Origin of the sequence: Sphingomonas sp. CCH9-F2, from assembly GCF_001556735.1 — a bacterium.
Lineage (GTDB): Bacteria > Pseudomonadota > Alphaproteobacteria > Sphingomonadales > Sphingomonadaceae > Sphingomonas > Sphingomonas ginsenosidimutans.
This window is the reverse complement of the sequence record NZ_LSJO01000040.1, coordinates 1-337: the sequence shown is the minus strand read 5'-3', so window position 1 is coordinate 337 and position 337 is coordinate 1. Positions and strand designations below refer to the sequence as shown.

Sequence of the window (337 nt, the reverse complement as noted above, 5' to 3'; positions counted from 1 at the left end):
GGAAGGCCGAGACCTGCAGCGGCGCGGCGAGCGACGGATCGTCGATGCGGCCGTTGAGGAACGCCTCGCCGGTGTTGTTGGAGGTGAGTTCAAAGAACGCGCCGACCTGCACCCACGTCCGGCCCGGGGTGAGCGCATGGATCTCGTAGCGCGGGGCGCGCGGATTGGACGACTGGACCGGCTTCAGCGCGATCGTCATCGCGACCGCGAGGGTGGAAATGCGGCCCATGAAGATGCCCGCGTCGTTCTGCTTGATCTGACCGATGTTCATGACGTGTCTCCTGATGTCGTGCTGGACCCCATGTCCTCGACACCGATCTTCAATCCTCCTCCCCTC

The 337-nt window shown here is 64.7% G+C and carries 1 protein-coding gene; it reads right to left on the bottom strand.

The features are described 5' to 3' along the window. Positions 1-271, bottom strand: a 271-nt coding sequence (locus AX685_RS01105; RefSeq protein WP_156445588.1) for a DUF736 domain-containing protein, incomplete at its 3' end; no start/stop codon positions are given. Positions 272-337 lie beyond the last annotated feature (66 nt).